Source organism: Archangium sp. (assembly GCF_036277355.1).
Classification (GTDB): domain Bacteria; phylum Myxococcota; class Myxococcia; order Myxococcales; family Myxococcaceae; genus Archangium.
This window is the reverse complement of record NZ_DASUNC010000187.1, coordinates 12,018-37,556: the sequence shown is the minus strand read 5'-3', so window position 1 is coordinate 37,556 and position 25,539 is coordinate 12,018. Positions and strand designations below refer to the sequence as shown.

Annotated in this window: 21 protein-coding genes; 14 read left to right on the top strand and 7 right to left on the bottom strand. The window is 66.8% G+C overall.

Annotated features, from left to right (window positions below; translation table 11 throughout):
• Positions 1-3 precede the first annotated feature (3 nt).
• Complete coding sequence (locus VFZ09_RS46245) at positions 4-765, bottom strand: hypothetical protein (protein ID WP_329734240.1); 762 nt, start codon at positions 763-765, stop codon at positions 4-6.
• Between the two features lie 1,137 nt (positions 766-1,902).
• Here VFZ09_RS46245 and VFZ09_RS46240 point away from each other — a divergent pair.
• Together VFZ09_RS46240 and VFZ09_RS46235 are read left to right on the top strand one after the other, a co-directional pair.
• Positions 1,903-3,252 (top strand): KGGVGR-motif variant AAA ATPase, encoded by a 1,350-nt coding sequence (locus VFZ09_RS46240; RefSeq protein WP_329734239.1) that lies wholly within the window; start codon positions 1,903-1,905, stop codon positions 3,250-3,252.
• On the top strand, positions 3,249-4,694 hold the full coding sequence (locus tag VFZ09_RS46235; RefSeq protein WP_329734238.1) for a hypothetical protein: 1,446 nt from the start codon (positions 3,249-3,251) through the stop codon (positions 4,692-4,694). The genes VFZ09_RS46240 and VFZ09_RS46235 overlap by 4 nt, the downstream gene beginning before the upstream one ends.
• A 532-nt stretch (positions 4,695-5,226) precedes the next feature.
• On the opposite strand, the gene VFZ09_RS46230 is transcribed toward VFZ09_RS46235, so the two are convergent.
• Entirely contained in the window at positions 5,227-5,550 is a 324-nt protein-coding gene (locus VFZ09_RS46230) for a hypothetical protein (RefSeq protein ID WP_329734237.1), read from the bottom strand.
• On the bottom strand, positions 5,551-6,153 hold the full coding sequence (locus VFZ09_RS46225; protein ID WP_329734236.1) for a hypothetical protein: 603 nt from the start codon (positions 6,151-6,153) through the stop codon (positions 5,551-5,553). It abuts the gene before it with no gap.
• A 337-nt stretch (positions 6,154-6,490) separates the two neighbouring features.
• On the opposite strand from VFZ09_RS46225, the gene VFZ09_RS46220 reads away from it, so the two are divergent.
• Positions 6,491-7,390 (top strand): hypothetical protein, encoded by a 900-nt coding sequence (locus VFZ09_RS46220; protein ID WP_329734235.1) that lies wholly within the window; start codon positions 6,491-6,493, stop codon positions 7,388-7,390.
• A gap of 18 nt (positions 7,391-7,408) precedes the next feature.
• Here the strand turns inward: VFZ09_RS46220 and VFZ09_RS46215 are convergent, their stop codons facing one another.
• A complete protein-coding gene (locus VFZ09_RS46215; RefSeq protein WP_329734234.1) occupies positions 7,409-9,292 on the bottom strand; it encodes a hypothetical protein in 1,884 nt (627 codons plus the stop codon).
• A 187-nt stretch (positions 9,293-9,479) separates the two neighbouring features.
• Between VFZ09_RS46215 and VFZ09_RS46210 the strand changes: the two genes are divergently transcribed.
• From VFZ09_RS46210 to VFZ09_RS46200, 3 genes are read left to right on the top strand one after another with little or no spacing between them, the layout of a single operon-like run.
• Entirely contained in the window at positions 9,480-11,027 is a 1,548-nt protein-coding gene (locus VFZ09_RS46210; protein ID WP_329734233.1) for an ABC transporter substrate-binding protein, read from the top strand.
• A complete protein-coding gene (locus VFZ09_RS46205) occupies positions 11,024-11,935 on the top strand; it encodes an ABC transporter permease (protein WP_329734232.1) in 912 nt (303 codons plus the stop codon). The genes VFZ09_RS46210 and VFZ09_RS46205 overlap by 4 nt, the downstream gene beginning before the upstream one ends.
• A complete protein-coding gene (locus VFZ09_RS46200; RefSeq protein ID WP_329734231.1) occupies positions 11,932-12,753 on the top strand; it encodes an ABC transporter permease in 822 nt (273 codons plus the stop codon). Before VFZ09_RS46205 ends, VFZ09_RS46200 begins: the two co-directional genes overlap by 4 nt.
• Positions 12,754-12,802: 49 nt before the next feature.
• Here VFZ09_RS46200 and VFZ09_RS46195 read toward each other — a convergent pair whose 3' ends face one another.
• Complete coding sequence (locus VFZ09_RS46195; RefSeq protein WP_329734230.1) at positions 12,803-13,903, bottom strand: ferritin-like protein; 1,101 nt, start codon at positions 13,901-13,903, stop codon at positions 12,803-12,805.
• Entirely contained in the window at positions 13,900-15,792 is a 1,893-nt protein-coding gene (locus tag VFZ09_RS46190) for a hypothetical protein (protein WP_329734229.1), read from the bottom strand. The genes VFZ09_RS46195 and VFZ09_RS46190 overlap by 4 nt, the downstream gene beginning before the upstream one ends.
• 333 nt (positions 15,793-16,125) lie before the next feature.
• Between VFZ09_RS46190 and VFZ09_RS46185 the strand changes: the two genes are divergently transcribed.
• The 4 genes from VFZ09_RS46185 to VFZ09_RS46170 all read left to right on the top strand — a co-directional run bounded on the left by VFZ09_RS46185 (position 16,126) and on the right by VFZ09_RS46170 (position 19,229).
• The gene (locus VFZ09_RS46185) at positions 16,126-16,893 is read left to right on the top strand and encodes a hypothetical protein (protein ID WP_329734228.1); all 768 of its coding nucleotides are present in this window, start codon (positions 16,126-16,128) and stop codon (positions 16,891-16,893) included.
• Between the two features lie 28 nt (positions 16,894-16,921).
• A complete protein-coding gene (locus tag VFZ09_RS46180; RefSeq protein ID WP_329734227.1) occupies positions 16,922-17,305 on the top strand; it encodes a DUF952 domain-containing protein in 384 nt (127 codons plus the stop codon).
• Between the two features lie 483 nt (positions 17,306-17,788).
• A complete protein-coding gene (locus VFZ09_RS46175; RefSeq protein WP_329734226.1) occupies positions 17,789-18,736 on the top strand; it encodes a polymorphic toxin type 28 domain-containing protein in 948 nt (315 codons plus the stop codon).
• Positions 18,726-19,229: a HEAT repeat domain-containing protein gene (locus VFZ09_RS46170; RefSeq protein ID WP_329734225.1), complete on the top strand. Its 504-nt coding sequence runs from the start codon at positions 18,726-18,728 to the stop codon at positions 19,227-19,229. The genes VFZ09_RS46175 and VFZ09_RS46170 overlap by 11 nt, the downstream gene beginning before the upstream one ends.
• 15 nt (positions 19,230-19,244) lie before the next feature.
• Here the strand turns inward: VFZ09_RS46170 and VFZ09_RS46165 are convergent, their stop codons facing one another.
• A complete protein-coding gene (locus VFZ09_RS46165; RefSeq protein WP_329734224.1) occupies positions 19,245-19,811 on the bottom strand; it encodes a DUF420 domain-containing protein in 567 nt (188 codons plus the stop codon).
• A 146-nt stretch (positions 19,812-19,957) separates the two neighbouring features.
• Between VFZ09_RS46165 and VFZ09_RS46160 the strand changes: the two genes are divergently transcribed.
• Genes VFZ09_RS46160 through VFZ09_RS46145 form a run of 4 tightly spaced genes read left to right on the top strand, consistent with a single transcriptional unit; the run spans position 19,958 to position 25,538 of the window.
• Positions 19,958-21,961, top strand: a complete 2,004-nt coding sequence (locus VFZ09_RS46160) for a DUF1585 domain-containing protein (protein WP_329734223.1) — start codon at positions 19,958-19,960, stop codon at positions 21,959-21,961.
• Positions 21,961-22,623 (top strand): hypothetical protein, encoded by a 663-nt coding sequence (locus VFZ09_RS46155; RefSeq protein ID WP_329734222.1) that lies wholly within the window; start codon positions 21,961-21,963, stop codon positions 22,621-22,623. The genes VFZ09_RS46160 and VFZ09_RS46155 overlap by 1 nt, the downstream gene beginning before the upstream one ends.
• Positions 22,624-22,644: 21 nt before the next feature.
• The gene (locus VFZ09_RS46150; protein ID WP_329734221.1) at positions 22,645-24,018 is read left to right on the top strand and encodes a DUF1501 domain-containing protein; all 1,374 of its coding nucleotides are present in this window, start codon (positions 22,645-22,647) and stop codon (positions 24,016-24,018) included.
• A complete protein-coding gene (locus VFZ09_RS46145) occupies positions 24,018-25,538 on the top strand; it encodes a hypothetical protein (protein WP_329734220.1) in 1,521 nt (506 codons plus the stop codon). Before VFZ09_RS46150 ends, VFZ09_RS46145 begins: the two co-directional genes overlap by 1 nt.
• Position 25,539: the final 1 nt, after the last annotated feature.

The window sequence follows — 25,539 nt, the reverse complement described above, 5'->3', positions numbered from 1 at the left end:
GTTTCAGGGGCCGATGGAAGTGGGGGGACGAATCGGGGCGCCCACGCCGATGTAGCACTTGCCCTGGTACTCGGCCGCGCCTTCGGAACAGGGAGGGCGTCTGGCGACTTCCAGCCAGCACCCACCGCGGATCTCCACTTCGTCTCGCTTGGGATTGCACGGAGGCTTCTTCTGACCCGCCACGGGTTTGTCAGGCATGGGGAATCCTTCAATCCCGGCCCAGGAGTCGTCACTCGTGCGGCTGAGGACCAGTTCTTCCACCGTGGAGTGCGCTTCCTGTGAGTGCAGCTCCTGAGGCGGGTGCTCGGTGGCCCGTGGCCAGAGGACCACCGTGAGCGCGAGCAGCGCGGCCAGCGCCAGAGCCGCCCTGGGCGAGCCGAGCCGGCCCGCCGGACGCGGACGGGACTCCTTCGGACCTCCCGTCAGGTGGGCGCGCACCTCCGGCCGGGCGTCGATGCGCATGAAGGTCGCCGCCCATCGCTCGAGCATCCACGTGAGCTGCCGGGGTTGTCCGTTCCCGGGAGCGTGCTCCACCTCCAGCGCGAGGTAGGGCGGGGTGACGTTGGCGGTGGCGCGCACCTGCCAGTTCTCTTCCGCGCGCAGATCTCCCTTGGGGGCGGGCATGAGCACCAGGGCGGGGTTGCCCGTCTCGGTGTTGCGAGCCTCGTACAGGCGGCCCAGCCCACCGCCGATGGCGCGATGGCGCAGGGTGACGCGATACGGCCCCAGTGCTCCTCCGCTCCAGGGTTTGTCTTCTTCTTTCATTCGCTCCTCCGATCCCGGGTTCCTAGCACGGCGACACGGCTGATGACCATACAGGTCAATATTGTCCACCCGGGCCATACCACGTCCGCGGTAGGGCGGTGGGTTCAATGAGCGGAACCGAGGCCGGAGGAGAGTTGAGGGCCCGTGCTTGGTCGCGACGTTGGAAGAGCCGATGAAGCAGAGGACGCTGTAGGTGGACTATGCGCATCTGCTGCGCCGTACTTTCGTGCTGGGTGTCTTCGTCCGTTCTCAATGCGGATGCAGCAGGCAGGTGCAGGCGTACTTGAGGCCACTCGGTGGGGTCCTCGCCATCCTGGAGCACCAGGGACTGCTCAGGCGGGCCGATGCTGGTTGCGGCACTTGGAACACGCTAGCTTGGCAGACGTGGTGCTGAAGCTGGCGCAGCCACTATCAAGTCGCTCTAGCCTTCTGAGGAGCCGTGGCTCGGGAGAGGCTGTGTGCCCCAAGGGGTTGCTCGGCCCTCAGCACTGGCGCCGTACATGGCCTTGCTGACCCCAGCAGTTGCCCTACGCGGACGCCCTGCACCAGCCCGCTGCCCGCAGCGGGGCCTCTATCTCTTTTTGTTGGGAGACAAGCAGCCTCGTTTCGTGCTCTCAACCTTCGTGCTAGTAGGAGCAAGCGGCACTCCTACCTTGGTGACCTCTCTCTATCTACTGGAATCAGTGAGTTAATGGAACGTCTCTCAGAGAAAGCGCAGGATTCTCTCTCCGCTGCTCTCCGCCATGTGCGGGACGCAGAGCATCTCGCAGACGCTTCGAACCCACATGCCTCTCTCGATCAGGCATTCCATCTGGCGGGATTTGGGCCGGAGTGCGTGCGGAAGGCGACTTTGAGCGATCGCGCATTGGACAAGGCGATTGGACATGGGGTAGGGCCCAGCGCTGAGATGGCGCTAAGCGCAGCTCTTGCCTGGGACGTTGTCGCGCACCGCTACCGACTGGGGGACTGGGCTGAGCGGTTCTCAACCTTGAGGCAGTGGTCTGTCGACTCCCGATATGCGCGCACAGGCCGCTTCACGGCAACCGAGGTTCAGGCGCTTCTCTCCGACGCTCGTAGGGCTGTCGATGAGGTTGTGTGGGCGATCTGGGCCGATGGTCGGCTTCCGAGGACGTTCACATGGTAACCTTTGACGACGTCCTGCCCACGCTCGTGCGCGTCATCGAGGAATCGTCGGTCGCCGCGACGATTCGGCGTGCCGGTGTGGTCCGGGATCTGGAGGGCCGTGTTCGCCTTATCATAGAGCCAGATCCATCTCAGCCAATACCAGATATGAGCGCGTTGGAGCAAGCTCTCGTGCAAGCCCTTCAGCGGTGGATCGAGCCCCCTTTGCTAATGACGACGGACCTGCGGGAGCCCGGGCGGCTAGCGCGAGCGTTGATGGGCAAGAGCAACATACAGTGGCCTGATGCCCGTTACGTACAGTCGAGCACGCTCCAAGAGGTGCCTGCCACCCCTGGTCGCTGGAACAAGATCGAACGGCGGCTTTCCAAGTACGATTGGGTTCGGGACGAGAGAGCGACGCCCCCATGGCCTTTGAGAGAAGGTTCTCCACCGATCGTCACTTTTTATTCTTTCAAGGGAGGTGTTGGACGTACCACTCTGCTCGCATCGTGCGCGTGGCAACTCGCCGAATTGGGCAAGAAGGTGGTCGTAGTCGACCTGGATGTCGAGGCTCCTGGATTGTCAGCCCTATTCGAGGTTGAGAGTCGGCGGGGCGTGGTTGACTTTCTCGTGGACTTCATTGGGACTGGCCAAATTGATATGGACGGGTTGGTTTCTGCGCCGGGTTCCTTGGGTCCGTTGAAAGGCAACATTGAGGTTGTTACAGCGGGAAACCTTGATGAGCGCTACTTCGAGAAGCTGTCCCGGCTCGATTTTATCGGGGGCGGGCTGCTGGATGTTAAGGGAGAGAGTCCCGTTGAACGGGGGCTACGCCACCTCCTGGGCGCGTTGCGCGGTCGTCAAGCCGATTACATCTTTATTGATTCACGGGCTGGCTTACATGACATCGCAGGACTGTCTCTTCACGGGCTCGCACACGTAGATGTGTTCGTAAGTCGTGCATCCGAACAGGGGTACCGCGGACTTGAACTGACGCTCCAGGCTCTGGGCAGGCGCAAGAAGGTGGATGACCTGCTTTGCGTCGTGGCTCACTCATTGGCCCCTCCAGATCCAGCCTCTCAGGAAGCCAAGATTGAGGAGGAGGAGTTCCTCAAGAGGGCTTACCGTGCGTTTGACCAAAGCCTTTATGGCAAATTGCCGGAGAGTCCTCAGCTTGAGGATGACGAGGAGCCACATTGGCCGAAAGTCATTCGGCGCCACCCGCTCCTTGAGCGCCTGACGCATCTCGGTGCCGCACGTGAGGTGTTGTTCTCAGAGGGCTACAAGCAACTCCTCGAACGCATTGTCGAATTGTGCGAACCAGAAGAAGACGTGGAAAGCACGAGTGAGGAAGGCATCCAATGACCAACCAGGAGAGGCTCAAGCTTCTGGAGAAAATGTCCCGCCTCAAGCATGTCGAGGACGAGAACGTCAGCACGGCCGATGTCTTTCTACCACTGCCGATGCATCGGATGGCCTTGCGGCCGGAGATGGTTATCATCCGAGGAGGCCGTGGGACGGGAAAGAGTGCGTTGTTCCGGTTCCTTCGGACTTCGGGACCGCTTTTGAGAGATTTTTTTCAGGATACGAGCCTGCCTGACGCTTCTTTCATTGACGCGTTCTCCGATGACAGTCAGGCGCACCCGCAGCCGATCGTGCTGGATAGTATCGCCGCCACTAGGTCCATGGGCTCTTTGCGTGTTTTCTGGATGACGCATCTGCTCGTACGCATCCAAGCTGGTTTGCCAGGTAGCCCTCCGCTTCCTCCACAACTTGTGACGGTTCGTGAGGGGCGCGAGCATGATCTGGCTCAATGGCTGCCGTGGGCCGAGGCGAATATCGGTCAGGTGGCCTCCGCCTTGGATGGGCTGGAGAGCTATCTCTCGAAGCAGAAGCGCACGGTTTTTGCCACCTACGATCATCTTGACCGACTCGGAGAGTTTGATCGTGAGGTCCGAAGTCGATACGCCAGTAGTTTGCTGGCACTTTGGCTTTCGCTGTCAAACCGATTTCGCCACCTTCGCGCGAAGATCTTCCTTCGAGACGATCTATTCGAGGACGCGGAGGGTAGTTTTGCCGATGCGAGCAAGTTGCGACCACGCTCAATTGCGCTCGATTGGACTGTTGAAGCACTCTACCGCGTTGTCGTGCGTCAACTTGCCGCACCCTCCGATGAGCACCCCTCAAGACTCAAGGAGATGCGTACATGGCTTCGGTCTATCGCGGGGCTTCAACTCACGGAACGTCAGGGCTTTGGTCTCCTCCCTGGGGAGATGCCAGAAACAGTGCAAAGGGCATTTGCTGATCGCCTTACTGGCAGATTGATGGGCAAGGGTTTAAAAAAAGGGTTCACCTACAGATGGATTCCGAACCGCCTGCAAGATGCGAATGTGCGCATCGTGCCGCGTTCGTTTCTTGTCCTCCTAGGGCATGCTGCTGAAGATGCTAAAAACCGTTCGCCGGGTAATATTAACCGGTTGATGAGCCCACAAAGCCTCGTTGCTGCATTGGTCCCAACTTCGCGAGCCCGTGTCAAAGAGATTTCCGAAGAATACCCAATCGTGAACCGACTGGAGAACCTGCGTGGTTTGGAGGTCATGCTCGAACGGGATGAAGTCATCCGGCGGTTGGCGAAGCCTGTGCCTGCAGAGCATGCGGGTCTCCCGCAGAATGGAGAGAGCGTGCTGGACGAACTCCTGAGGATCGGTGTCCTCAAAGAGCGTGATGACGGTCGCATTGATGTTCCTGACATCTACCGGTATGGGTTCGACATCAAACGCAAGGGCGGAGTGGCCCGCCCGAAGTAGGAATACCGCTTCAATAGATTGGAAAGAGCTGGGGGAGGTGTGAGGCGGCGTGCAGCGGTGCGGGGACTGAGTGGAGGAGGTAGAAGCCGAGGCTCGCGCACGCGACAAGCCAGTATTGTGGGCGTGCGCCGTAAGGGTGAGCCCTTTCAAGGTGAAGGAGAGGACCGCCTCCTGGCAGGGCCTGCAAGAAAGCACTTGGAGATGGAAAGGCAGCCTCGAGCAGGGCGCAGAAGAGCAGGACAAGGCTGCTGGCCCGCCAATCCTTATCGAAAGCAATGCCCCAGCACAGTCCTCTGGAATCAGGGGACACCTGGCTTCACCCTGGGGGCGCTCATTGTCTGCATTCCGTCAGGTCTGCTCTTGCCCTCGTAGCACTCGTGCAGTCGATATATGCCGTCGGGCGACCTCTCCCGGGACGTACTCCTTCTTGGTCTTCTTCTTGGATTTGCGCGGGTGCTTGCGCAGCCTGGCCACTCTCACGTTCGCCGCCAGTTCCAGCAGCGTCCGGCTCAGCTCGGGCGCTGACTGCAACTCATAAGGCCGCCATGTGGGTTCTGGTAATGCAATCATCTCGCTCCGCCAGCACATTCGTCAACAGGCGGATGATGTTTTCACCGTGCCGGGTTGGCTCGTCCAAATGCAACTCGATGCGCCGCAACCTCAACTGGCGCCCTGTCTCGTCCTCTATCCCTACGGCCTGTTCATACACAAGCCCCGTCTCCACTCGCCCCTCCTCCCGCCGCTCCTCCACTGGCGTCGGGTTGGGAGAAGCTCCATGCTCGCGGATGACGAAAGCGGCCTGCTTGTCATGAATGCCGAGCAGAATGCGCGTGGTGGAGAAGTTCCTGTCGGCCAACTACAACTCCCCCGGCCGCACCTGCTCCAGCACCGGCCCCATGAGGGCCCGCTCCTGCGCATGCGCATCCTCGGCGGGCACCATATCCACCACCAGGTCCAACTCCGGCGCATATACCACCAGGGACTGTCCGGGCAGCGCCGCTCCGCGAAACTCTCGCAACGGCTTCATCCTCTTCTCACTGGCCGCCAGGTGGTTGCCGTCCAGCACCCTCACCACGTATCCCGCTGCCCAGGGCGCTCGCCCCTGCCTCATGGGCTTCACCACCGCAGTCAGCCTCTCGGCGCTCCCTCGCACCAGGGCGCCCACCACCTCCGGCTCGGTACGCTTCACCTTGTCGTACAGCGCCGTGAGGGACACCCCCAACTCGGGGCTTGCCTGCGCCGCCGCATGCAAGGAGGGCTTGAGCCCCAGCGCCACCAATCCCATCAGGTCCACCACCGTGGAGAACATCAACTCGCGCGTGTACTGCTTGTCCCGGTGGCGCTCGAACACCTCCTCCATCCACTCCCGGCTCAGCGCCTGCTGCATCACCAACCGCACCATTGTTACCGTCAGCGGACTGCTCTTCTTGAATCGCTCCAGGATGGCTTCCAGGGCCATGGCTCCCTCCCTTCGGAGTCGTCCCTGAACCATGACCTCTCCGGTAGCCCTGTGCTGCTCCCTCGCTTTCTTGCCCGCTCTCTTGCTCGCTTTCCTTCCGGAGTAGTATCACCCGCCCAACCCGCGGGCTCGTGGCCATCCCATCAGCCTACGTGCCTCACCTTTCCAGTCTCGGTGATGGGCTACCCCTGCTCACGGGGGGCCTGCCCATCAACCAACTCGCTCACCCGGGCCCACTTCTCCCTCATCCATCGTGCTCGGTAACACTGAAGGCGCTCGAATAGCCTCCTGGCCAGGCCGGTGACCCGAATTCTTTGACACCCTCTCCGGAGCCCTCATGTCCCTCCGTGTTCGTCGTCATGCATCCTGGGCCGCCGCGGCCGTGCTGTGGGCCACCCCCATGACCGTCCCGGCCGCCCTCGCCCAGACAGACCCCGCTCCGGCCGTGCCCGCTCCCGCGAAGGCGCCCGGGGAGGGTTGTGCCAAGGGCCGCCGCGTCCAGGTGAAACCCCAGGAGCTGAAGAAGAAGGTGCGTGGCGCCACCTCGCGCACGGAGCTGAAGCAGCTCCTCGGCTCGCTGGGGATGAACATCGAGTGGAACGGGCTGTCGTGCTCCAAGAAGGAGGAGGAGGAGCCTCCCTCCGTGGTGCTCGACGTCTTCAAGGCCCGCATCGTCTCCGCCGAGCAGCAGGACCTCGTCGTCCAGGCGCGTGGCCGGGTGTGCGAGGAGGCCCAGCTCCTGAGTGGCGTGGTGCTCCACCCGCTCGAGGGGAAGGACACCCACTGCGCCATCGACATGCCCTTCCTCCCCGGGCTGCCGGACACCTACCACCGCAAGACCGTCTTCGGCTTCGAGAACCTGATCGACCCGGTGCGCCAGGTCTTCAAGGTCGACTCCCAGAGGGAGGACTCGCGCAACACCTACTTCGAGCTGTCCTACTGGGAGGCCCAGGACGGCGAGCTGCGCCACATCTTCTCCATCTCCACGGGCGAGCACATGGGCTTCATGAATGGCGTGTCCACCGCGAAGGTGACCGCCCAGGGCGCCGGCTTCCCGCGCCAGCTCCTCATCAAGGAGTCGAGCAGGACGTGCGGGAATTTCGTCGACATGCCCTCGGGCGAAAGCGTCTACACGAGCGACTGCACGGAGGTCTTGAACGAGCAGCTCCAGTGCTACCAGCGAGACCCCAAGACGGGCCGCGCCGGGTACGCCGAGTGCCAGCGCTCTCCATACTGAGCCGGGGGCGCCACGCGCTCATTTCTGTTGGCGCATCCGCTCCTGGGTGAGCTTGCGTGTGTCATCGTCATAGAAGCCGAGCGGGGTGTACTCCCTGCGGCGCAGATCGATGATGGCCTCCACCCTCGCATTGGCTTCCTCCGGGGAGAGGTTCGGGAAGTTCTCCGCGATGTACACCGCGAGCATCGTGCGATCGTCCGTGTTGTAGTTCGCGTCGCCCCCGCTGACGTAGTCCGGAATCATCGTGTTCAGCGCCGCCACGACGGCGCGCACGGCTCCGAGCTGGGAGGGCAGCAACACCGAGGCCACCGCCGAGCCCGATGGCCGCTCCGGTGTCGCCACCTGCCACTTCTGGAACCAATCCATCTCCTTGTAGTTGTACTTCTTGAGCATCTCCTGGAGCCCCTGGGGCACCTCCTTGGGATCGACCTGGTGGGTGAGGAGCTGGATCATGCTCGAGGCCCCGAGGTATTCCGCGGACAGCTTGAGGTGGCTGTCGCGATGCCGCTGAGCCCGCTCCCAGTTCGGGAGCTTCTCCTTCAGGAGGTTCTCCGCCGTGCCGTGCTTCTTCTTCATGGAGGGAGAGCGATCCAGTTGGGCCTGGCAGCTCTCCCGGGTGGGCTTCAGCTCCGCGGGGCCCAGTTGGTCCTTGTAATTGTGCTGGACCGCGAACCTCTTCTGCAGGTCCTTCGCGAGACTCTCGGTCACCCCACCGATGATCTGCAGTCCGAGCCCCATCCGCGTGCCCTTCGTCTGGAATCCCAGGACCGTCTGGAAGGGCATGCCGAAGTGCTGATTCCAGTCGTACATGGGCTCGAAGTCACTCACCTCCATGTTGCCCTGGGTGATCAACAGATCGCCCGCACAGCCCGTGGCGAACGGATCCTGTCCCAGCGAGATGACATAGACATCCACCTCGCCCAGGGTTTCCGGAGACTGGCTCTGCTCGTGGGTCTTGATGAGGACGCGATTTCCCTGCGGCTCGACGGTGACGGGCTTGCGGCCGATCTTCTTGATGTCGATGTCCGTTTGCGGCTTCTCGATGGGGAGCCGGTGGCCGGGGAGGAAGATGGGGGTTCCGTTCCCCCAGATCCACATCACCTTGTGGCCGAGCTGCCAGGCCCGCTGCGCGGCATCGATTCCAGCGTTCGTTCCATGGACGGCCACCGTCAGTTTCTGGACGGGCGTCTCCCGGTGCCGGGTGTTCCCCCGGATGCGAGAGGTCTCCGGGAACAAGGTCATGAACTCATCCAGGTTCACCACCTTGCCCCGGAGGGCGTCCTTCATCTGGGAGACCGTCATGTCCTCCCGGTCGTCTTTCGGTACCTTGGGGCAGATGGAGTCGCCCAGCCCGCGGTGAGCGCCAAGTCCTGTCGCGACCACGACGAACGCCGCGGAGTACGAGCCCTGGCGGGTATTGATCCGGAAGACGTCTCCGAGCTTCTCGATGGAGACCACTTCGTTCGTGACGAGGGTCGCGCCCTGGCTGAAGGCATTCTCGAAGGCCTTGGCGTTCTCCTCCGCGAACGCGGACCGCTGCATGTACTCCTGGCTGTATTGGGGGACCTTCTTGCCCCAATGGCTGATCTGATGGCGCTCGTGATTGATGTAACCGTCGCCCCGCACGGTCCTGTCCCAGGGATCAACGGAGCCGAACACCACCATTCGCTCGTAGAGGTCCTTCTTCGAGACCTTGCCCGACACGCTGGCTTGCGCCAGGGCGGTCAGATAGTAGGCAACGGTGCTGCCGTGTCCGATGAAGGCGATGCGGTACATCTTGTCGCCCGCCCAGTATTCGTTTCCGGCGGCATCCTTCCAGGAGGGGCTGCCGGAAGGTCTCTGCTCCACCACTTCCCAGCGGTACTCCTGGTTCTTCGTGATGCGCTTGAGGTCGAAGTACATGGCCTCGCTCCCGGATCACCCGCGTGAAGGGGCGCATTGTACCTGCTGGACAGCCCCTCAGCCAGGGCGTGAGCCGGGGTGAGGAAAGCGGGCCGGTGTTCGGAGCGCTCCCGAATGACAGACATCCGGACTCCGCACACTCCGGCGTTGGAGAAAGTTGCACGTATGTGACACAACGGAGGCGCTGATGCCCCCGCTGCTCCGCCTCGCCGTCCTGTCGCTCCTCGTGGCGCTCCTCCCCGGCTGTCACGCCGAGCGGCCGCCCCCGGGCATCACCGTGCTCATCGAGGCCCCACCGGAGAGCCTGGACGACCGGTTCACGCTCTCGGCCATGGGCCAGCGCCTCGCCCAGCTCATCACCCCGGGGCTCGTCACCCTGGATGACAGCAGCACGCCGGTGCCGGACCTGGCCGAGTCCTTCCGCGAGCTGTCTCCCACGCTCGTGGAGCTCACGCTGCGCCCGGGGCTCACCTTCCATGATGGCAGTGCCCTCACCACCGAGGACGTGAAGGCCACCTACGACAGCATGTGGGACGCGGCCATCGCCAGCCCCCGGGCCGAGAGGTACGCGGCCGTCGAGCGGGTGGAGGTGGTTGACGCGCGCACGGTGCGCTTCCACCTGCGCCGGCCCTATGCGCCCCTGCTCTCCGAGCTGTCCCTGGGCATCCTTCCCGCCGAGCGGGCCTCGGCCGCCGGCAAGGAAGTCCAGGGCCGGGCCCCCATGGGCGCGGGCCCCTTCCGCTTCGAGTCCCAGCCGGACGAGGACCACCTCACGCTGGTGCCCTTCGCGGGCTACTACCGGGGTGCGCCCGCCATCCCCCGGCTGCACTTCCGCGTGGTGCGCGACGAGACGACGCGCGTGCTGGAGCTGCTCAAGGGGCGCGCGGACCTCGTCCTCAACGCCCTGTCCCCGGCCGTGCTGCCCGCGCTGGAGCGAGAGCCCTCGCTGCGCGTCCTCACGAAGGAGGGCACCGGCTTCGCCTACCTGGGCCTCAACCTGCGCCACGGGCCGCTCGCGGACGCGCGGGTGCGCCGCGCCCTGTGCCACCTCGTCGATGTGGGGCCGCTCGTCACGTACAAGTTCCACGGGCTGGCGGTGCCCGCCCACGGCATGCTGCCGCGCACGCACTGGGCCTGGGCTCCCGTCGCCGGCTGCCGGTACGACCCGAAGGAGGCCGCCCGGCTCCTGGACGAGGCCGGCTACCCGGACCCGGATGGCCCCGGAGGCGCGCCCCGCCTCTCCTTCCAGCTCAAGACGAGCACCGACCGCTTCCGCCGCTCCGTGGCGCTCGTCCTCCAGGAGCAGCTCTCACGCGGCGGCGTGGCCGTGGAGGTGCGCTCGCTCGAGTTCGGCACCTTCTTCAATGACATCCGCCGGGGCAACTTCGAGCTCTTCACCCTCAAGTGGGCCTCCGTCATCGAGCCGGACCTGATGCGCAGCGCGTACCACTCGGGCAACGTGCCCACGGAGGCCAACCACTGGGGCGGCTTCAACCGGGGGGCGCTGCGGGACGAGGCGCTCGACGCCCTCCTCGACGAGGCCAGCCGCGTCTCCACCCCCGAGCGCCAGGCGCTCTATGCGCGGGCCCAGGAGCGCCTGGACGTGCTGATGCCTGTGGTGCCCCTGTGGCACGAGAGCTCCGTGGCCGTGGCCTCCCGCCGGCTCCAGGACTTCGAGCCGAGCGCTCACGGCCGGTTCACCCCGCTCGCGTGGGCGAGGATGGTGGAGCCATGAAGCGGCTCGCCTCGGCGGCGGTGGCCCTGTGCGGTGCGCTGCTGCTCGTCTCGCTCTTCCTGCACCTGGTGCCGGGAGACCCCATCGACGTGATGCTGGGCGAGGAGTCCACCCAGGTGGATAGAGCGGCCCTGCGCCGCGCCGTGGGCATGGACCAGCCCGTGCACCTCCAGCTCTGGAGCTTCACCCGGGACTTCGTCACCGGAGAGCTGCGCACCTCGGTGCCTCCCTTCCAGCGGAAGGTGATGCCGGCCATTGGCGCGGCCCTGCCCCTCACGCTGGTGCTCGCGCTCGCGGCCATGGCCGTGGCCCTGGTGCTGGCCCTGCCGCTCGGAGTGGCCGCCGCGGCGCGCCGGGGCACGGCGGTGGATACGGCCGCCATGAGCGCGGCGGTGGCCGGCGTGGCCCTGCCGCGCTTCTGGCTCGGGCCGGTGCTCATCATCCTCTTCTCGTTGAAGCTGGACTGGCTGCCCGTGTCCGGCGCCGACTCGTGGCGGCACCTCGTCCTGCCCGCCTTCACCCTGGGCACCGCGCTCTCCGCCTTCCTCGCGCGCATGACGCGCGCCGCCATGCTGGAGGCCCTGCGCGAGGACTACGTCACCGTCGCCCGTGCCAAGGGGCTCTCTCCCCGCGCCGTGCTGTGGCGCCATGCCTTCCGCAACGCCCTGCTGCCCATCCTCACCGTGCTGGGGCTCGAGTTCGGCGCCCTGCTCGGCGGCGCCATCGTCACCGAGAAGGTCTTCGCCTGGCCCGGCATGGGCACCCTGCTGCTGAGCGCCATCGAGAAGCGCGACTACAACACCGTGCGCGCCATCGTGCTCGTCTTCACCTGCTGCTACGTGCTCGTCAACACGCTCACGGATGTGGCCTACGGGCTCGTGGATCCGCGCGTGCGGAGGCGCGCATGAGGCTCCGCCTCCGCTCCGTGGGCGGGCGTTTCGGACTCGCCGTGGCGGGGCTGCTCGTCCTCGTCGCGCTGCTCGCCCCGGTCCTCAGCCCTCATGCTCCGGAGGCCATGGACCTCGCCACGGAGCTCGTTCCTCCTCGTCCCGGCCATCCGCTCGGCACGGGGGAGAACGGCATCGATCTGCTCACCCATGTGCTGTACGGCGCGCGCGTCTCGCTCGTCGTCGCCGCGTTCGCCGTGGCGCTCTCGGCCCTGGTGGGCACCGTGCTCGGCGGTCTCGCGGGGTTCCTGGGAGGGCTCGTGGACGAGGCGCTCATGCGGCTCACCGACGTGCTGCTGGCCTTCCCCGGCATGCTCCTGGCCATCTTCATCACCGCGGTGCTGGGGCCCTCGCTCACCCACGTCATCTTCGCGTTGAGCTTCACCGGGTGGACGGGCTACGCCCGGCTGGCGCGCGGGCAGGTGCTCACCCTGCGCGAGCGGGACTACGTGCAGGCGGCACGGGCGCTGGGTGCCAGCAACGCGCGCATCCTCTTCCACCACCTGCTGCCCAACGCCGCCGGGCCCCTCGTCGTGCAGGCCACATCCGCGCTGCCCGGCGCGATCCTCGCCGAGGCCTCGCTCAGCTTCCTCGGGCTGGGCGCGCCTCCGGGGACGCCCTCGTGGGGCGCGCTGGTGGACCAGGGCACGCAGTACCTCCTCGTCGCTCCCCACGTGGCCCTCTTCCCCGGGCTCGCGCTGGCCCTCACCGTGCTCGGCTTCCACCTGCTCGGTGATGCCGTGCGCGACACCCTGGACCCCAAGCACCTGGAGCGTTAGGCCATGCGGTGGAGTTCCGCATGGCCGGCTCCGTGGAGGGTGCTGCCCGTCATGCACCCGCTGCGCGAGTCGCGCGGGCCTGGGCCGGGGCCCCGCTGTCTCGGGATTGTGTCTGGCTGGGATTGACCGGCTGGTACTCGAAACTGGGGCCGGTGAACACGGCCGGATTCGGGATGCCGGACATCATCGCCTTCGCCTGCCCCTTGAGCGACATCATCAGACCGATGGCCGTGTTGAACTGTGCCTGCGTGTTCTGCCCGTTGAAGAGCGAGTGCAGCGCGAGCAGCAGGCTCGTGTACGTGTAGTTGAAGTTGTCACAGGCGAACTGCTGCGCGCCGCCGGCCGGATAGTTCGCCGACTTCGGATTCGTCGGCACGTTGTAGACGCCTGTCGAGTCGAAGGACACCGGCGCGCCCGCGTAGGCGTAGTGGGCCGGCGGCGGGGCCGGGACGAGCAGCTTCCCCTTCTGGATCTGCATGTACCGGTAGTAGTGGGCGACGCCCTTGCCGACGACTTCCTCGGGGGAGGTGCTGGTGCCCTCTCCCTGTTCGATGATCGTCGTGAGCGCCTGCTGCGCGGTGGCGACATCGGTGACGACGATCGCCTCCCGCATGATGTCGGGCCCCACCTGATTCCTCGGCGGATTGACGAACGCACCGTCGCCCAGCAACGCGATCGCGTCGGAGATGGCCGTGTAGAACTGCCCGATCGTGATCGGCTGCGCCGCCTCTTCCGCCAGCGCGGCGACGGGGAAGTTGAGCGGATCCTCCGGCTGCTCGATGTCGAGGAACGTCTGCAATTGCGTCATCGAGAACGGCGCGAGGTTGACGATTAATCCGCTCTGGACTCCGCCGGGCAGCGGCCCGGGGTAGCTCGGGATGAAGCCGGGTTTGTCGATGGAGGGCGAGCCGCCCAGTGCGTTGAGCACGTTCGAGGCGAGCGTCATGTGCAGCATCTCCTCGATGATCACCGAGTCGAGGATGCTGCTGATCTCCGCGTTCTTCGTCGGATCGAGCGAGTACTTCGCGTACAGGTAGACGGGAATCGTGGCGTGTTCCAGCTCGATCGCCTGCTGCAGCGCCGGCCAGAGCGCCTGCGCACTGGTGGGAGCGGTGAGGCCCTCGAGAACTTGTCGTTTCAGCAGGATCATGACGTTGCTCCTCCCTTCACCGCGCTCTGGACGACCACGCGCCGTACCGCGGCAGCGGCCTTGCCACCCATACGTGCCAGCTTGACCTTGCCCGGTGGATCCTCCGCCTGGGCCGCGGCCACGGCGGCGCGCGCCACGGCCCTGAGCCCCTTCTCCTTCTGAACGCCCTGCTGGGGATTGGCGAGGAACGAGAGGATCGCCTGCCGCTTGGCGGGGGAGAGATCTCGCGTGACCGGCATCGCGTTCGGATTGGACGGATCCAGGCCAAACGCGAGCGTGAGCAGCGACGCGTGCTTCACGACCGAGGCGTAATCGCCGAGCTGCAGGAAGCGATTCATGACGGGGTAGAGGTTCCCGTACTGCACGAAGATGGGCTCGACGTCCGTCCACGTCACCGGATTGGACGCGGTGAAACCGCTCCACACCAGGAAGCTGATGAAGTTCCAGGGGTTCCCCGGGCCGCCGTTGTCGCTCGAGTCGGTGAAGCTCGGCCGGACACCGTAGACTTGGCCGTCGATGCCGTAGTCCTGGCCGCCGTTGAAGTAGCGCGGCGTGCCGGGATCGCTGGCGTTGAAGGTGAGCGTCGCGAGGCCATTGCAGTTCGTGGTGGCCGTTGGCGAGAAGGTGAGCGCGCTCGACGGCGTGCCGACCGGCGGTACGTCTTTCGGGTGGATGGAGTTGCTCGGCTGCAGGCCCGAGAGATCGGTCGTGAAGGTCACGCTCGTGTTGGCGAGCGGGTTGCCCCATTGCGTCGCGTAGACCTGGACCTGGGCCGAGTCGCCGGGGCTCATGCGGTAGACGAAGCGGTCCGCGCGGACGAACGTGCCGGCCGGCGCTTCACTGATCGACGACGAGGACGACGCCAGCGTCAACGGCGCGGCCGCGATGGCCTGGAGTTGAGCGCTGCTGAGCGGAAACGAGACGACCCCCGCGGTTCGCGAGTACCAGGTTGGATCCGACGAGTAGCCGCCGGTGCCCGTCGACGCAATCGTGCCGAGCGGTGTGCTCATGCCGGGGACGGTGAGCGAGAGGTCGCCGATGTCCTTCGGCTGGCCCGTCGTCGCATCGGTGCTCAGGGCATTGCCGAGATCGAGCAGGATGCAGCTGGCGCTCGAATCCACCACGGCCGGGAAGAAGTTGATGTTGCCCGCGGGGAAGAAGAAGTTGAACTGGGTCGAGGATGGCGCGGCCATGAACTGCCGACCCAGGACCATGTGCTGGGGCTCGGACGCGCTCGCTGGACCGATGGTCCCGACGATGCGTCCGCACATGAAGTCGGGCGAGGTGAAGTCCAGGTTGATGTTGTCCACGTTGAACTTGATGGACAGGAGTCCGTCGCTGGCCGCGGCCTGGAGCGCGGTGAGGAACGGGGAAGCGGAGACGTCCGCCCACTGCAGATTGGTGAGCACGGACTGGTACGTCGCACCGGCGTCGATATCGCCGCCGCTCAGGTTGCCGATGGCGCGGTCCCAGATGTCCAGGAACGCCGCGGGCGTGAAATCGCCGCGCAGCAGCGTGTTGCCGTTGCTGTCGGCGATGCGCACCTGCAGGCCCCAGATCTCCGAGACGAGCTGCTGCTCGGGATCCAGATCGACCAGCTTCGCCGGCGCCTGCGTGTCCGAGTCGGCGATGAGGCATTGCAGCACGGGATCCGACGTGACCGCACCGGAGGACGGCATCCAGGCCGAGGTGACACGGCAGCCGAGGAGCCGCCACACCGCGTCGCCCTGCGGATTGAACCAGCCATTCATGGCGGTTCTCGTCTGCATGTCCTGGTAGCTGGGTTTGAATGAGGCGTTGTCGAAGTGTCCCGGATCGTTGTTGACCGTCGACACGTTCGACTGGAACTTGCCTGCGAAATGCAGACGCAGCGGGTTGAGATAGCTCACGACGGGCACCCCTCGGCCAACAGCGTTACGGGTGGAGGCCGGGCAGCGTAGCACGGACGGTGGTGGGCACCGTGCCTGGCGGCCTCGCGGGGAGGGCTCGTGGACGAGGCGCTCATGCGGCTCACCGCCGTGCTGGGGCCCTTGCCTCCGCCCATGTTCACGACGCCAACGTGAGCCTCCTTTGGAGGTCCCACCCACGGCACCCGTAAATCCCACCTTCCTGGTATTTACAACTAAGTGGCAATAGTTTAGTATCCTTGATTGAACGCGGTCAGTGATGAAGCCGTCACGCTGACGCTCCTTCACGCTGACGCTCCTTGAGGAATGGCATCGATGCAGCGATCCACGCTTCGTTCCCCCCTGTATGCCGTGTTGTCTGGGATGTGGTTGCTCGCGTGCGGAGAGGTCCCCGGCGCTGACCCGTTGCGCTCCGAGGAGCCGCTGGCCACCGAGACGTCGGCGCTGTGCTCTGGCGCGAGCGTCAGCAACCTCTCCCTTGGAGGCATGAGCTCGTACCAGGGCGAGCTGGCTGGCGGAGGCAATTGGGCGGTGAACTACCCCGCCAACGCGATTCGGCTGGACTACTACGTCAATGGAGTCTGGCGCGGCTCGGAGGAGCGCTGCAACGCCTTGGGCGGGACGACGAGCTGCACCGGCTCGGGCTCCTGGTCTTTCAGCATGTCGGGCATGTCCTGCGGCTGGCACTCCGTCGAGGTGCGGGCCCTGCCCATGGTCATCGACAGCGCGGGCAACCGCAGCACCTGCGGCGTCACCCCCACGACGATCTCCACGAGCGTCCTCGAGTACTGCAACCCCACCGCGTCCCTGTCCTGCCTGCGCGGCTATTCCTCCGTCGTCTCCTGCTCCGCCAGTGGCAGCAACGGGACCGGTGATTACACACCATACTGGTTCGACTCGCGCAGCGGCTCATGGAACGCGGGCGGCTGGGACAGCAGCTACAATCAGTGCGCGCCCCCCAGCTACGGCCAGCCCTCCGAGTGGCTGACGGTCGCCTTCAAGGTGGTCGACAGCCAGGCGACGGAGTCGAACACCCAGTACGCCTACTTCGAGTGCGCCCTGGGCAACTACCCGGACTTCTAGTGGCGGTGAGGCGTGGCATCATGCCCGCATGAGCGACCGAGCCCGCCCGCCCGAATCCGTCACCTCCATCTACACCCTGGTGCGCGGCGAGGACTGGCGGGCGGCCGAAGCCCTGGGCGAGTACCGCGGCAGCGCGGACGACACGCGTGACGGCTTCCTGCATTTCTCCACCGCCGCGCAGGTGCGCGCCAGTGCCGCGAAGCACCGCGCCGGCGAGCCGGACCTGTTCCTGGTCGAGGTGGACGTCGCCGCGCTCGGGGACGTCCTGCGCTGGGAACCAGCTGCCAGCCGTTCCCGCCCCGGCCTGTTCCCACACCTCTACGGCCCGCTTCCCCTCGGGGCCGTGCGGAGCGTCACGAGGCTGCCGTTGAACCCGGACGGGACGCATACCTTCCCGGCCGGGTTCCCGTGATCTACCATACTCCGCTCGGCCCGCACACCCGCGCTTGAAGCGCCCAGGAATGTAGGGCGGCGAGGCTGGCGCGAGCCCACATGGCATTCGTTGAGGTGGCGAGGAGGTGCACATGCGCGGCAGGTGGCGTGGACTCGGGTTGTTGCTGCTGGTGCCCTGGATGGCGGGCTGTATGGGTGGGCCCAGGGTTGTCCTGGACACGGGCGGTGGTGCCCCCATCGTCCACACAATCCCAGCCGCCGAGCCCCCACCGGTGCAGGTGCGTCCGGAAGAGCTCGTCCAGGCCATGACGGAGCTGGTGCTGCACATGCCGCTGAAGCTCTCCCCGCCACGATGGGAGGGCCGGGTGGTGCTCGCCTCCTGGGGAGGAGGGGAGCGGGATGCGCTCCAACAGATGCTGCGCGGGCAGTGTTCGCCCATGGAACCAGAGGAGGGGTGCCTCGTGCTGCCGGAGAACGCCCCCCTCTGGAGACGCTGGAGCGGATGCGGCTGGCGCTCTCGTTCTCCTTGGACAGCGTCTGGGAAGGCGCGGCCGTGCCTCTTGGCGAGCTCGTCGACCCGGTGGCCTTCAAGGTCATGGTCTACACGGCGATGAGCACCTGGCTGCTGACACTGATGATGCCCGAGCCAGTAACGAAGGGATTGGCGGCGGTGCTCACGGTGTACCTGGTGGCGTACCTGGGGCTGGGGCCGGTGTGGTCCATGGTGAAGGCCGGGTGGGTGTTGTTGGAGGAGTCCGAGGGGGCGAGGACCGTGGAGGCGGTGAAGCAGGCAGGCCGGCGCTTTGGTCGTGTGCTGGGGGACAACGGGATGCGCGTGTTCCTCCTGCTGGCGACGGCGGCCATCGGGGGACAGACACAGTTCGTGGGCAGGGGGCCGGGGTTGCCCGGGTTCCCTCAGGCGGCGTTGGCGTCCGCGGCACGCACGCGGGTGAGCCTGGAGGCGGCTGGGCAGGTGAGGACGGTGGTGCTGGGGGCCAGGGAGCTGGTGGTGGGCCTGGCGCCCACGGCCGTGGCCGCCAGTGTCCTGGGGCCGGGTGGCGGGTTGTCTCCCGAGCACAATGCTCAAACCCGGGATGACAATGATGGTTCACCACCCCAGGCATTGCTCGAATCACAGTCCAAACATATCCAGAAGATAGACAACATCATCCGAGATCATGCCAAGCCGGGTGATTTCGAAGGGGTTGCCAGGGAGCTGGCTGGCCAGAAGCTTCCCAAACCCGGTGGGGGTTACTGGGATCACCGGCGCGAGATGCTCCAGTCCATCAGGGATCTCAAGAGACACGTTCGAGCACTTGAGGGCAGTCTGGAGAATCCGGCACACTCGCCCGCCGTGCGTTCGTACGTCCAACGGGCGATGGACAAGGCCCGGTCCATGATCTCCCGGATGGAGGATGCTCTTTCTGGAGGACGGCCACGTGGACAATAGGGAGCGAGTGCGGCACCTGACCTCCTCCCATCCGGAGGAGGTCCTGGAGGCTCTTCGGGAGCTCAAGCTGGACAGGGATACGCCACCGTCCGAGGAGGTCATGGAGGCGGGTCTGGAGTTGATGAAGAGCCCGGATTCCGAGCTGCGGTACGAAGCCGTCTGGGCCCTGTGTCTTCATTGGGGGCACCCGCGCACGCTCCCCATGCTCCGGGCCATGCTGGAGGGCGGCGAGAAGGATCTGGAGGTACAGCTCCTCGCCGCCCGCTCCATCGGCTCCATGGTCGAGCGGTGTGGCCACCCGGATGAGCAGTCGTTCAAGACGTTGGCGCGCGTCGCGTTGGACGAAAGCGCGGCCGCTGAGCTCCGGGGCGTTGCCTATACCAGTCTTCGTGCGGCGGCCGGGCTGCTGCCCGCGCAAGAGGAAGCCTCTCTCCCGGAGGACATCCGCCAATTGCAGGTGGATTGGGCGTGGCTGCGCGCGCTGGCCGGCTGAAGCAGCCCGGGCCCCTCAGGGCACCGCGGGCAGGCTGTCGCGCAGCATGAAGAAGATGACCACGCCCGTCACGGACACGTAGAGCCAGATGGGCGCCAGCCACCGCGTCACCTTCCGGTGCTTGTCGAAGGCCTTGCGCCACGCGAAGTAGAAGGACAGCAGCGCGCCCGGCACCACGAACATCGACAGCAGCACGTGGCTGGCCAGGATGCTCAGGTACACCGTCTTCATCACCCCGCCGCCCGCGTAGCGCGTGTCCCCGTGCACGAAGTGGTACGCCAGGTAGCACACCAGGAACAGCCCCGAGGCCGCGAACGCGGACACCATCAGGTACTGGTGCACCCGCCTCGCCTTGCGGCGGATGGCCACCCAGCCCGCCGTCAGCAACGCCGCCGCGAGCGCGTTCAGGCTCGCGTTCACCGCCGGCAGGAAGCGCAGATCCACCCCCTCCACCGCTCCTCCTCGGCGGATGAGAAGCAGATACGCGAGAAATGAGAGAGCGGCGGCGGAGACCACCGCCGTGAAGACGTAGAAGCCACGGTCACTCACCGGGGCCTGCGGAGCAGAAGTCGCGTCAGACATGGCGTAGCTTTCTGTCCCGACTGTGCCCCGCATGCAACTGCCGACGCTTGCTTCTTCGTGACATGAGCAAGCGTATAGCCATTAACGGGAATTCCTGGCATAAGGGCAAGCGCAGTCACCCCCGCTGCGCCCCCCCGGAGGTCCCCGTGCGACTCGCACGACGCTTCCTCGCCCCCCTGGCGACGGCCGTTCTCTTGGCTTCTCTCCCCGCGCTCGCGGAAGAACCGGTGTGTGCCCCGGTCTCGAAGGTTCCGCTCGAGCGTCATCTGCGCCAACTCTCGCTGGACCTGCTCGGCCGGCCGCCCACCCATGAGGAGTACCAGGCGGCCCGGGCCAAGGGGCAGGTGACGGTCGAGGACGTGCGCGCCCTCATGGACAAGGAGGAGTTCTACGCCCGCGTCCGTGCCTACCACCGTGCGCTCCTCTGGAGCAACGTGAGCAACAGCGTCTTCAACAACGGCAACTCGCGCCTGTCGGGCGCGGGCTCGGCCACGGACGCCCTGTCCCTGCGCGGCAACAGCAGCCGCCCGCTGCGCGGCGCCAACGGCGTCACCTGCGACAACGCCATCGCCCAGGACGTGTGCACCGCCCGGCAGGACACCCATGTGGACCCGCCGCTGCCCTCCACCGCCGCGGCGTGCGCCGCCGAGCGCTACGACGAGCGCGGCGTGCCCATGCCGGTGAGCTGGGACTACGACACCAACTTCTATACCTGCACCCGGCTGGACCGGGACGCGAGCGGCGCGGCCATCCCCGGGGTGACCTCGTGCGAGACGGCCATCGCCAACAAGCCGTCGCTCGACTCCATCCGCTACTTCTGCGACATGCGCCTGGTGGGCTCCACGCTGGTGCCGCATGAGTGCAAGCCCCGGACGGCCACGCTCGCCGCCGTCGTGGATGCGGCGGACAACAACCGCGTGGTGGCCTACGCGGACGCCAGCACCCGGCTCGATCGCTGCTCGCTGAAGCTCACCCAGAAGCGCACCGGTGGCGTGGAGATCAAGGGCTCCTACGAGCCGCAGCGCGGCTGCGTCCAGCGCGAGGGCTACGTCACCCGGCCCGCGCCCTTCTGGAACGCGGGCGGCGCGGACGTGAAGGTGTGCGCCATCGAGGCCCAGACGCGCCTGGCCAACCCCTGGACGCTGGAGCCCTGCACCACCGCGCGCTTCAACGGCGACCGCAGCTGCGGCTGTGGCGAGGGCATGCGCCGCTGCGAGGCGCCCAACGGCTCCACGCACACGGCCCGCATCGAGGCCATCAACGAGGAGCCCGAGCTCATCGCCGAGTCGGTGGTGCGCCGCGACGAGCCCTACTTCAACATCCTCACCACGCGCCGCTCCTTCGTCAACGGCCCGCTGTCCGCGCTGTACCATGACCCCCAGCAGGCGGTGGGCGTGCTCAGCGTGACGGCTCCGGCCCCGCCCGAGGTGGTGCCCGACATCCCCTACGCGCAGGTGGACACCTGGAAGGAGTACGTGCGTGACGCCGAGCACGCGGGTGTGCTCACCACGCCCTCGTTCCTCTACCGCTTCCCCACCCAGCGCGCGCGCGTCAACCAATTCTACGCGGCCTTCCTGTGCAAGTCCTTCGCGCCGCCGGACAACGCCCGCCAGCCCGCCGCCGAGGACGCGTGCAACCGGGAGAACAACCTGGCCAGGCGCTGTGGCTGCAACTACTGCCACGCCACCATCGAGCCCACCGGCGCCCACTGGGGCCGCTACGCCGAGCGCGCCGCCCTCTTCCTCCACCCGGAGCAGTTCCCCCGCTATGACCCCAAGTGCCGCGACTGCGCGCTCTCGGGCAACACCTCGTGTGGCGGCGAGTGCGGCCAGTACGTGATGCAGGCCTACGACGGCGATGGCGCCAACTCGCTCGGTCTGCTCAAGACGTACCTCTACCGCACCGCGGACGAGGAGAAGAACATCGAGAGCGGCCCGGCCCTGCTGGCGCAGCGCATGCTGCAGACGGGAGACCTGGAGCGCTGCGCGGTGCGCCGCGTCTGGCAGGAGTTCCTCGGCCGCCCCATGTCGGCGGAGGAGCAGCGCATGTATCTCCAGCCGCTCGCGGATGACTTCGCGCGGGACGGCCACCGCTTCAAGGCGCTCATCGAGCGCGTGGTGATGTCCGATGCCTACCGGAGGATCGACTGATGCGCCGCCTGCTCCTCTTCGCACTGCTCGCGCTCGGCGCCACCGGGTGTGAGAAGACTCCCGCCGCTCCGCCCCCGGTGGACGGCCAGCTCGAGCCCGTGGGCAACCCGCACGGGGACATGGGCACGCCGCTGCCGGACCCCGAGCTGCAGGAGGGCCGCGTGGGCCGCTCGCCGCGCCGGCTCAACGTGAACCAGCTCGCCCGCTCCATCGAGGTGGCCGTGGGCCGCCCGTGGACGAGCCTCGAGGGCGGCCTGGCCACCACCCTGGGCCGCGCCGACTACGCGCTCGTCAACCAGGAGAGCACCGAGCCCAACCTCGTCTTCGCCAAGTTCCTCGAGGACGGGGCGCGCGAGGTGTGCATGGCCCAGGCGGCCGCCGAGAAGAGCCTGGCGTCCCCCGAGGCGCGCGTGCTCAGCCGCACCATTCCCGGCCCGCTCACGGACTTGCGCAAGCTCTCCGACGCCCAGGTGCGCGAGCTGCTCGTGTACCTGTCCATCCGCTTCTGGGGCTCGCCGCTGCAGGGCGACGAGCTGACGCGCTGGGCTGCCTTCTTCACCAAGGCGGCGGCGCGCGCCGAGGCCATCACCAACGGCCGTGACCAGGCGCTGGCCGCGGTGTGCATCGCGTTGATGACGGACTCGCGCTTCCTCACCTACTGACGGCTCCGGGGAGATGTCACCATGAAGAAGAACGAACCGACTCCTACCTCGCGCCGCACCCTGCTGAAGGCCGGCGCCGGCTTCCTGGGCGCCAGCCTCCTGGGCGGCATGCCCTTCCGCACCTTCGCGCAGGCCGCCTCGCTCAAGCCCGCGGACCGCTGCTTCGTCTTCGTCTACTTCTCGGGCGGGTGGGACCAGCTCCTCGCCTTCGATCCGAGGGACCCGGACGTCTTCACGCCCGAGCGCGTGGCGGAGACGCGCATCCTCCCGGGCTACAACCTCTTCACCGATGGGACGGCCCCGTTCCCCATCACGCCCGCCGGCTCCAACATCACCTTCGGTCCGGGCGTGGCCAACCTGGCCAAGCACTATGACCGCATGGCGGTGGTGCGTGGCATCAACATGACCACGCTCGCGCATGAAGAGGGCATGCGCTATTTCATCACCGGCAAGCGCCCCATCGGCTCCGCGGCGCGTGGCTCGTCCACGGCGACGGAGATCGTCGGGCAGATGGTGCCCTCCGTCCCCATTCCGTCCATCGCGTACGGCGTCGAGTCGTACAACGACCGCTACGCCGGCAGCGCCAACGCGCTGCGGGTGAGCCGCTCGAAGGACCTGGTGGACACGCTGTCGCCGAGCACGAAGCGGCTGGACAGCCAGATCGAGACCGAGCTGCTGGCCCTGGGCGGCGAGCCCGTCACGTGTGAGGAGGCGGCCCTGGGCGCGGGCGGGGTGGGGAACACCTACCACACGAGCCGCGAGCAGGTGCAGCAGGTGCTGTCGGGCGGGCTCAACGAGGCCTTCAACTTCGCGCTGAAGCCCAAGAACGACGCGGTCCGTGCCTTCTACGGGCTGCCGGACGCGGGGCCGTACGACAGCGCGGCGGGACGCGCGGCGCTGGTGGCCACGGCGCTGAAGCTGGGCATCAGCCAGTGCGTGTCCATCAACCTGGTGGGCGGCCTGGACACCCACTTCGGCACGCAGACGACGCACCTGACGAACCTGCGCACGGGCTTCAACGCGCTGTCGCTGCTGGTGGATGACCTGGAGCGCACCGCGCACCCGTCCGGCGGCAACTTCATGGACCACACCACCCTCCTGGTGTTCTCCGAGTTCGCCCGCACTCCGCTCATCAACGCCACCAACGGCCGGGACCACCACCTGACGAACAGCTGCCTGCTGATGGGCGCTGGCGTGAAGCACAACAGGGTGTTCGGCCACAGCGGTGACATCGCCATGGCGGCGGGCCTGGTGGACCTGAAGACGGGCGCCAGGGACCCGAACAACGGAGAGAACATCCTCCCCGAGCACATCATCGCGACGGTGCTGGCGTCCGCTGGTCTGGACTACAGCATCACGCGCGTGGAACCCCTCAAGCCGCTGCTGGCGACGTGATGATGAACCGAGCTTCGTACCGTATCGGCCCCCTGATGCTCGCGGCCCTGCTGTCCGGCTGCGAGCCCACGCCCTCCCTCCCGCGGGACCACCCGAGTCCCCAGCCCTTCGCGCCGGTGCAGGTGCGGACGGACGTGGCCATCGCCCCGGCGATCGGCTTCGCGGACCAGACGGGCGGCGGCATCTTCGCGACGGCGGATGGACGCGTCATCCGCCTGCGGCTGGACGGGACGAGGGCGGCGCTGGAGAGCCACCCGGGCAACACGGTGACGCCGGGCCGCGCCCGCGCCGTCTTCCGGTTGGGAGCGGGCTCGGCGCTGGTGGAGGCGGACAACGGCCTCTTCCTGGCGCAGTCCGGCTGGCTCATCGCCCCGCCCTGGCGCGAGGTGCCAGGCACGGGGCTGGTGGCCACGGCGGCGACGCCGGATGGGGCGGTGTGGCTTGGACATTCCTCGGGCCTGTACCGGCTGCAGGACGGCGCGCTGTCCGCGCTCAAGGTGAATGGCCAGGCGCTGGAGGGCATCACCGCGCTGGCCTCGGCGCCCGCCGAGGATGGGGCACAGGGCCTGTGGTTCCTCCGCCAGGAGACGCTGAGCGTCGCCGTGCGCACGGCCCCGGGCACGTGGCAGGTGCGTCCCGTCACCTCGCTGCCGCTGCAGGAGGGCGAGCGCGTGGTGGGGCTGGCGGGGCTGGGCGCCTCGGAGAAGGGCAAGGGCGAGGCGTGGGTGCTGACGTCGTCGCGGCTGCTGCGGCTCGCGGCGGACGGGTGGCGGCAGGTGGCGCTCGCGCGCAAGCCGGAGCAGGTGCTGGCCGCGGGGCGCTTCGTCTGGGTGAACATGGACGGCAAGCTGCTCGTCCATGACGCCGAGGCGGGCACGTGGGGCGAGGCCTCGGGCGTGGACACGCGCGAGTTCCGCTTCCTGTCGGCCGACGAGAGCGGGTGTGCCTGGGTGCAGCTCGGCGCCGAGACGGTGGCGCTCACCAACGGCCCGGTGCCGCGGGTGCTCGGACTGCTCGAGGGCACGCAGGTGGTGGAGGACTCGCTGGTGGTGCGCGCGCGGCTGGTGCCGGGCGTGGCGCCGCTCAGCTTCACCTACGAGGTGGCGGGCGTGGAGGTGCCGGTGCGTGGCCCCACCTACAGCCTCGGTGGCACGGAGGCGGACGGCACGCCCAAGGCCTACTCCTTCGTGGGCCTGGAGCCCGGGCCGCACACCCTCAGCGCCGTGGCGCGCTACGCGGATGGTACCGAGGCCCGGCGCTCGGTGAGCTTCGACTACCAGCCCCTCACCTCCGTGGCGCTCGGCTGGGACAAGGACATCCGTCCCATCCATGTGGCGCGGTGCGCGAAGTGCCACGACACGGGCCCGGCCCGGCCCCTGTCCACGTACACGCTGTGGAAGGACAACGCGGAGCTCATCATCGCGGCCGTGAAGGATCAGCGCATGCCCGCGGATGGCCCGTTGGATCCGCAGCTCATCTCCCTCATCCAGCGCTGGGCGGCCACCGGCGCGAACCCCTGAG